The 7,662-nt window shown below is 58.4% G+C and carries 8 protein-coding genes; 7 read left to right on the top strand and 1 reads right to left on the bottom strand.

All coding sequences use genetic code 11. From position 1 onward, the window contains the following. The first annotated feature begins 136 nt into the window (after nt 1-136). Genes AX760_RS25060 through AX760_RS25090 form a run of 7 tightly spaced genes read left to right on the top strand, consistent with a single transcriptional unit; the run spans nt 137 to nt 6,636 of the window. On the top strand, nt 137-1,021 hold the full coding sequence (locus tag AX760_RS25060; RefSeq protein WP_071835744.1) for a carbohydrate ABC transporter permease: 885 nt from the start codon (nt 137-139) through the stop codon (nt 1,019-1,021). Continuing rightward, complete coding sequence (locus AX760_RS25065) at nt 1,021-1,866, top strand: carbohydrate ABC transporter permease (protein WP_071835745.1); 846 nt, start codon at nt 1,021-1,023, stop codon at nt 1,864-1,866. Before AX760_RS25060 ends, AX760_RS25065 begins: the two co-directional genes overlap by 1 nt. A gap of 2 nt (nt 1,867-1,868) precedes the next feature. Next, on the top strand, nt 1,869-2,885 hold the full coding sequence (locus AX760_RS25070) for an SIS domain-containing protein (protein WP_071835746.1): 1,017 nt from the start codon (nt 1,869-1,871) through the stop codon (nt 2,883-2,885). Beyond that, nucleotides 2,886-3,803, top strand: a complete 918-nt coding sequence (locus AX760_RS25075; RefSeq protein WP_071835747.1) for a carbohydrate kinase family protein — start codon at nt 2,886-2,888, stop codon at nt 3,801-3,803. Then, nucleotides 3,800-4,876, top strand: coding sequence for an ABC transporter ATP-binding protein (locus tag AX760_RS25080; protein WP_071835748.1), 1,077 nt, complete (start codon nt 3,800-3,802; stop codon nt 4,874-4,876). Before AX760_RS25075 ends, AX760_RS25080 begins: the two co-directional genes overlap by 4 nt. Beyond that, on the top strand, nt 4,860-5,651 hold the full coding sequence (locus AX760_RS25085) for a GntR family transcriptional regulator (protein WP_083531344.1): 792 nt from the start codon (nt 4,860-4,862) through the stop codon (nt 5,649-5,651). Before AX760_RS25080 ends, AX760_RS25085 begins: the two co-directional genes overlap by 17 nt. A 10-nt stretch (nt 5,652-5,661) precedes the next feature. Then, the gene (locus AX760_RS25090; protein WP_071835750.1) at nt 5,662-6,636 is read left to right on the top strand and encodes an ROK family protein; all 975 of its coding nucleotides are present in this window, start codon (nt 5,662-5,664) and stop codon (nt 6,634-6,636) included. A 139-nt stretch (nt 6,637-6,775) separates the two neighbouring features. Here the strand turns inward: AX760_RS25090 and AX760_RS25095 are convergent. Continuing rightward, the coding region (locus AX760_RS25095) for a tripartite tricarboxylate transporter permease (protein ID WP_175552135.1) at nt 6,776-7,662 on the bottom strand (887 nt) is incomplete at its 5' end.

The raw sequence follows: 7,662 nt of genomic DNA on the forward strand, positions 1-7,662 counted from the left end.
CCAGGAAGCCCTGCTCGGCCAATCCACGTCTGAGGACGCTCTCGCAACAGCGGCTGAGACCAGCGGTCTGTAATGCCTCCCATCCGGGTGGCTTCGTCCGCCCGGATGGCCCCTGAACCTGTCAAGGACGTAACGCGTGTCTAGAACTTGGCTGACCACTCGAGCATGGCTGCTCATGCTTCCGCTGCTGATCGTGATGGTCGGCGTTATCGGCTGGCCATTGGCCGAGACCGTTCGATTGTCGTTCACAAATGCCAAATTGGTCGGTACCGGAGGCGAATTCGTCGGCATTACCAACTATGCAAAAATGCTGACCAGCAGTGCGTTTCTGAAGACGCTTTGGTCAACGCTATGGTTTGCGCTCGCCTCAGTATCCATCGAAATGGTGGTGGGCGTCCTGGCGGCGCTACTTCTGAACCAACGCTTTTACGGGCGTACTCTCCTTCGTGCGCTGATGATCCTGCCCTGGGCCTTGCCGACGGTCGTCAATGCGACGCTCTGGCGGCTCATCTATAACCCGGAATATGGTGCGATGAATTCGGCCCTGACACAAATCGGGCTGACCGACGCTTATCGTTCTTGGCTTGGTGAGCCAGGCAGCGCAATGTGGGCGATTATCCTGGCGGATGCCTGGAAGAACTTTCCGCTCGTTGCACTGATCGCACTGGCTGCCCTGCAGGCCGTGCCGCGTGACACAACTGCTGCCTCGTTGGTTGACGGTGCGGGTTTATTTCAGCGTTTCCGCTATGTCACGCTGCCGCACTTGGCCGGCCCGCTGATGGTTGCGCTTGTGTTGCGGACAATCGAGGCCTTCAAGGTATTCGACATCATTTGGATCATGACACGTGGCGGGCCTGCCAATACGACACGCACACTGTCAATTCTGGTTTATCAGGAAGGCTTCTCTTTTCAGCGGGCAGGGTCTGGAGCGTCGCTCGCCCTGATCGTCACATTGATCGTCAGTGTGTTGGCGTTGTCATATGGAACCCTGCTACGCAAGACTGCCGGGAGCACGCACTGATGGAACGCCAGAGCACATTGGAAAAGATCTTTTTACATGGTGTGGCATTTATCCTTGCGGTTATCATCCTCGCCCCCGTTCTGTGGCTATTTGTAATGAGCATTTCGCCAGCCGAGGCCTTGTCTGCGCGTCCGCTGCAGTGGTGGCCAGACGAGGTCGATCTTTCGCGATACGTGACGCTGCTCTCACGCGTTGAAAACAGTGCCGGGGCGGCGGTTACGTCATCGCTGCTGAATAGCGTGACCGTAGCATCCATGGCGACGGTTGCCGCAATCGCCGTTGCGGTTCCAGCGGGGTGGGCGGTATCGCGCACACCATCCATCGGTTGGTCGCTGAACGCGGTGATTGCCACCTACATGCTGCCACCGGTTGCGCTGGCAGTACCGCTCTATATGGGGCTCGCCAAACTCGGCATGCTCAACAGCACTTTCAGTCTGGCGCTTGTCTATCTGACCATTCTCGCGCCCTTTACAACCTGGCTTATGAAGTCCGGTTTCGACGGAATCCCGCGCGAAATCGAGGCGGCGGCTATGATCGATGGTGCCAACTTGTGGCAGACCTTGCGGATTATCACCCTGCCTCTGGCGCTGCCGACGATCGGAACGGCTGTGCTGTTTGCCTTTTTGCTGGCATGGGATGAATTCTTCTATGCCCTGCTCTTCACCTCTGACCTGCGCGCCAAAACGCTCACGGTGGCAATCGCTGAGATCGCCGGGGGTAGGGTTTCCGACTACGGGATGATCGCAACGGCAGGGGTGATCGCCGCCCTTCCGCCCGTTCTGATCGGCCTTCTCATGCAACGTGCCCTGATTTCAGGGCTGACCAGCGGCGGCGTCAAAGGGTAACAATGATCCAAGCACTTCAGAAACCGGCCGGACTACTGGCTATCGACCATGAGATGGCGCGCCAGCATGCAGACGCCATCGCTTCTTTTGAACAATCCAGAGGCACCGCGCACCAGTTTGCCGATGCGATCCGGCGAACTGGCTCGCTGGTCATGTTCGGCATGGGCGGATCCCATGCGGTGGCGCGTGCTGTCGAGCCGCTCTACCGCGAACTCGGCGTCCACGCGCTTGCACTGCCGCTCTCCGAGCAGCTAGGCGCACCGCTACCATTGGAGGGACGGACCGTTCTCGTTACCTCGCAGTCGGGAGAAAGTGCGGAAGTGGTCCGCTGGTTTGAAACGGGCGAACGGCCTGTTGATGTGTTCGGCATGACATTGGAGCAAGGTTCCTTTCTTTCAAGAGTGACTCCATCGTTAGTGGGGCACGGCGGCACGGAACACGCGTTCGCCGCGACGCGAAGCCTGACTGTAACATTGGCTCTCCATTTGGCTGTGCTCGACGCCCTCGGTACCGATCCATCCAGCGCACTGGCAGCACTCGAAACCCCGGAACAACCCGATGTCGCGCCCGCGCTCGCCGCCTTGTCTGGGGTCTATGGCATTGTGACATCTGGCCGTCGTCTCCAAGGTGTTGCAGAGGCTCTGGCCCTCGGCCTGACGGAACTGTCGCGTTGCCCATGCTTCTCGCTTGAGGGTGGACAATTGCGTCACGGTCCCATGGAGATGTTGGGTCCTGATCTGGGCGTAATCCTGTTTCGCGGCGATGATCCAACCGCAGGTCTCGTGACGGCCATGGCGCAGTCCGTGGCTGAAACGGAATCACCGTGTGTGATGTTCGATTGTTCCGGTCTGCCGCCTATCGCTAGTATCGTCACGATTCCGTTTGCCCGGCAGTCCGGCATTGCCTCAATCTTTAGCATGCTGCCGACAGCGCAAAGGTTGATGATCGGCTTTGCTGCAGAGCGCGTGGTGGATGCCGGTACGCCAGTTAGGTCAACCAAAATCACAAGGGTTGAATGAATGCGCCCGCTTGCCGTCGTCGGAAATGTCAACGTCGATCTGATCTTGGGCCCGGTTGCACCCTGGCCACAGCCAGGGACCGAGGTCATGGTCGCCCATGATGATTTACGGGTCGGCGGCGCAGCGGGCAATGCGGCGCTCGTCTGGCAGGCAATGGGGCTGCCATTCCAATTCGCTGCCAATGTTGGGGCAGACCACTACGGCAACTGGCTGGCCGACGCCTTCCCGGATCACGCTCCGCGGTGGCCGGTCAGCCCAAGACGGACAACCCTGTCGGTCGGCTTGACCCACCCAGACGGCGAACGCACATTTTTCACGACGAACGGACATCTTCTCGATATGACGGTTCCGGCCGTGTGCGCCACGCTGGACGCCGCTACTATGGGTGAAGGCCTTCTGCTTCTTTGCGGCTGTTTCATCACCGATGCGCTTTCTGCGGACTACGAAGCTCTTTTCGATTGGGCGGATCACTATGATGTTGCCATAGCGCTGGACACCGGCTGGCCACCACAGGGCTGGACGCAAGCCACGCGCACCGAAACCGCGATGTGGCTGTCCCGCAGCAGGATTGCACTTTTCAATGAGATCGAGGCCACTGGTTTTGCCGGTGCGAACACGATCGAAGAGGCGGCTAAAATGATTAGTGACGGCATGCCCGAGGGTTCGCTGGTCGTGATCAAGCGGGGCTCCGAAGGAGCAGTAGTTCGCGACGCCGACGGCCAACTTTACCGCGCTATCGCCAACCCAGTTGAGGTCATCGACACAATTGGCGCGGGCGACATCTTCAACGCAGCTTTTCTCGCCGCCTACGCCCGCTCGCAACCCTTGCCCATTTGCTTGCAAGAGGGCGTTAACACGGCATCGCGCGCAGTCTCAACGTGGCCGCGGCAGATGACCCGACTGGACCATGCATTATGAGTGCACTGACAATCGCTAAGCTCTGCAAATCCTTTGGCGACTTACAGACGCTGAACGGTATCGACATAGCACTCGACGACGGCGAGTTCCTGGTTCTTCTCGGTGCCTCTGGCTGTGGAAAATCCACGCTGCTCAGCATCATAGCAGGGCTGGCTGAGCCGACGAGCGGCGATGTGAGGATCGATGACAAGACAATCCTCGGCATGCACCCCAAGGACCGCAATATCGCGATGGTGTTCCAGTCTTATGCGCTCTATCCCAATCTGACCGTGCGCCGCAACATTGGCTTTGGTCTTGAAATGCGCAAGGTGCCCAAAGGCGAGCGTGACTTCGCAGTGCTCGAGGCTGCACGCATCCTACAGATCGAACCACTTCTTGACCGCAAGCCAAGCCAGCTGTCAGGTGGCCAGCGCCAGCGCGTCGCCATCGGACGGGCTCTGGTGCGGCACCCCAGGATTTTTTTGTTCGACGAACCGCTGTCGAACCTTGATGCAAAGTTGCGCATGGAAATGCGGACCGAACTGAAGCGGCTGCACCAGATGCTGAAGACAACAGTGGTCTATGTGACCCATGATCAGATCGAGGCCATGACCCTTGCCACCCGGATTGCGGTCATGCGCAATGGAAGGATAGAGCAACTCGGCACGCCAGAAGCCATCTACCATCGTCCGGCCACAAGTTACGTCGCAACCTTTGTCGGCGCGCCGCCCATGAACATGCTGACAGGCTCCTGGCGTAATGGTGGCTTGCAAATCGATGGGTCGGAACTTGTGTTGCCCGTTTCACGACCCAGAGCTGCAACGGCTGCAAAGGTGATCATGGGTATACGTCCCGAAGCTCTGCAATACGGTTCGACCGGAGCAGGAATACCCCTGACAGTGGACGTGGCAGAGTTGACTGGACCTGAATTGATCGTGACAGGCCGCATCGGAAATCAGCCAATTGTTGCGAGTTTTTCCGCTCGTCAAAAGCTTGACCCGGGACATGAGCTTGTGTTGCATGTCCCGGATGAGCACACGCATTTTTTCGATGTCGACACCGGTATGAGACTGAACGATGACAGCAAAAACTGACGGAACGTCTTCAAGCGCGAACCAGGCTCAGCCAGAATCGCGCCGGCGTCCGGTCCGCAGTCACGGTGCTGCACCGATTTACATGCAGGTCGCGGAAATACTGAGTGACGAGATTGAGATCAGGGAGGGCGAAAACTTTGGTTTGCCGTCCGAAAGCGATCTATCCCGTGAGTTCGGTGTATCCCGTGTTACCATCCGGCAGGCTCTGAAGCTGCTCGAAACCCGCGGTGCTATCTACAGCGAACAGGGACGTGGCTATTTTACCACCACTTCGCGCATGACAGGCGTGTCGGGATTTCACAGCTTCACCTCCGAGGTTCAGCGCCTGGGAGGTATCGCGGCTTCAACGCTAATTGACTTTGCCGCGGACGCCAGCTTGCCGGAAGCCTTCCGCAATCATCTGCAGGTTGCCGGAACCGAAACCTATATCGCCGTTCGCCGGGTGCGCTCGATCGATGGTCGTCCTGTCGCATTCGAGGAGGCTTACTTGCCCAAGTCGATGTATCCGAACGCCCGCCGCGAAATGTTCGACAATGGGTCGCTCTATGGATTGATGACGCAGAGCTGGGGAATTGTGCCTGCCTGGGCGGACGCACTGTTCGAGCCGCTCGCGGCCACCGATGAAGAAGCCCGGCACCTCCACATTGCCTCCGGCTCGCCGGTTCTAGCCGTATGGCGCGTTACAGCAACAGACACCGACCAGGTATGTGAATATGTCCGTTCAGTCTACTGCGGCGACGGCTTCATGCTGCACATCAACCGTTACCGTCTCTAAGGGGTTCACCATGTGGCACGCGGTCGGCATCGACATCGGTGGCGGGAGCACGAAGATCGGCCTCGTTTCGGCGGGCGGCGCAATACTGCGACAGAGCAGAATACCGGCCAATCCGGGCGACAGCGGCGACGCAATCGTTGCAAGGTACGTGGCGGCCATCCGTGCCCTCATACCGCATGGAGTTCGCGTAAGGGGGATCGGAATTGGCTACCCTGGGCCCATTCATGATACAAATCTATCAGGCGGCGTGGGCAACGTTCCGGGGCTGATCGATTATCCGCTTGCGAAGGCTCTTTCTACCGCACTTCAACTAGCTGTACGGCTCGAGAACGATGCAACCGCGGCAGCTCTGGCAGAGGCCCGCTTTGGTGCGGGCTCCATGGCGAAGCGACTGCTGATGATCACGGCCGGAACCGGTATTGGTGTCGCGATGATCGTCAACCGTCAGGCGATGGTAACGTCGGGCGGATGTCTCGGTGATGCCGGACACATGATTATGGATGCGCGTGGGCAACGTTGCCGCCTTGGCTGCATCGGTTGCCTTGAAGCACTCGCGTCTGCTGAGGCGCTCGACATCATCGCTGCCGACCGCTCAGCGCGCTACCCGGACACCGCAATAGCACGCCAGGCGAGGAGCGAACGGATAAAGGCGACCGCCGCCACCGTCATCACCTGCGCCTTGGAGGGCGATGACGATGCCCGGATTATTCTCAGCGATGCCGGGCGGTGGATTGGGCGTGCGGTCGCTTCTTGGGTTCATACATTCGCACCCGATACGATCGTAATCGGAGGGGGCCTCAGCGCTGCCGGTCAGTTTCTATTGGCGCCCCTCGAAGCCGAGGCACGACGTTGCGGCCTGTCAGGCTACATGGCCGGCGCTCGGTTTCTGCCCGCTGAAATGGGAAACGATGCAGGCATCATTGGCGCAGCAGCTCAGATGTTCCTGCCGCTGGGTGAGGCCACAGGCGGTGAATTATTGGTTTGAAGGCAAGGTATGGCCAGTCGAACTGACAGTGATGGTGCGGCGGCATAATTTGAGCAAAACGGCCGTTTGCAGAGCCGGGGCGAACCACGTCCTTCAATATTTGCATTCCGGCGCGTGCCCATTGTCCTGAATCGTATTCTCATTCTTGAAATACCTCCGCCCGCTTTCGTGTCAGTGACGGCAGAAAAGCTAGAGCAATAAGGAATAGCGAGAGAGCGAGAAATGCAGCTGAGATCGGACGGGTGAAAAAGACATCAACATCACCATTTGTGATCAGCAATGTTCGACGCAGATTTTCTTCCATCATCGGCCCCAGAATGAAGCCCAGAAGCAGTGGAACTGGATCACAGCCGCAGCGAGCAAGCGCCAGCCCGATGATACCGAACCCTGCGAGAAGGTAAACCTCGAAAACCGAGTAGTTGATCACGTAGACGCCCGTCGAGCAAAGCAGCACGATCGCCGGAAACAGCATTCTGTAGGGCACTTTAAGGAGTTGCACCCAGACACCCACCAGCGGCAGGTTGATGATCAACAACATCAAGTTGCCAACCCACATGGACACAATCAGGCCCCAGAATAGCGTTGGGTTTTGCGTCATGACCTGTGGCCCGGGAGCAATGCCTTGCATTGACATTGCGCCAATCATCAGCGCCATTACCGCATTTGAGGGCAGTCCGAGTGTCAGCATCGGGATGAAGGAAGTCTGGGCGGCGGCATTGTTGGCGGCCTCCGGCGCCGCAACCCCGCGAATATCGCCCCTCCCGAACGTTCCCTTGTCCCCTGCGAGTTTCTTCTCAAGTACGTATGACGAAAATGCCGCCAGCGTCGGACCACCGCCCGGTAACACGCCGAGAATTGAACCAATCCCGGTCGCTCTTAATATTGCGCCTGCCGACGCAGCGAGATCAGCTTTTGTGGGAAACAGGCCAGTAATTCGCTTCGATACGAGCGATCTGTTTTCTTCGGGTTGGCCGAGATTTTTGATGATCTCCGTCAACCCGAACATTCCCATCGCCAGCGGTATGA

The organism is Pararhizobium antarcticum (assembly GCF_001885585.1).
Lineage (GTDB): Bacteria > Pseudomonadota > Alphaproteobacteria > Rhizobiales > Rhizobiaceae > Pararhizobium > Pararhizobium antarcticum.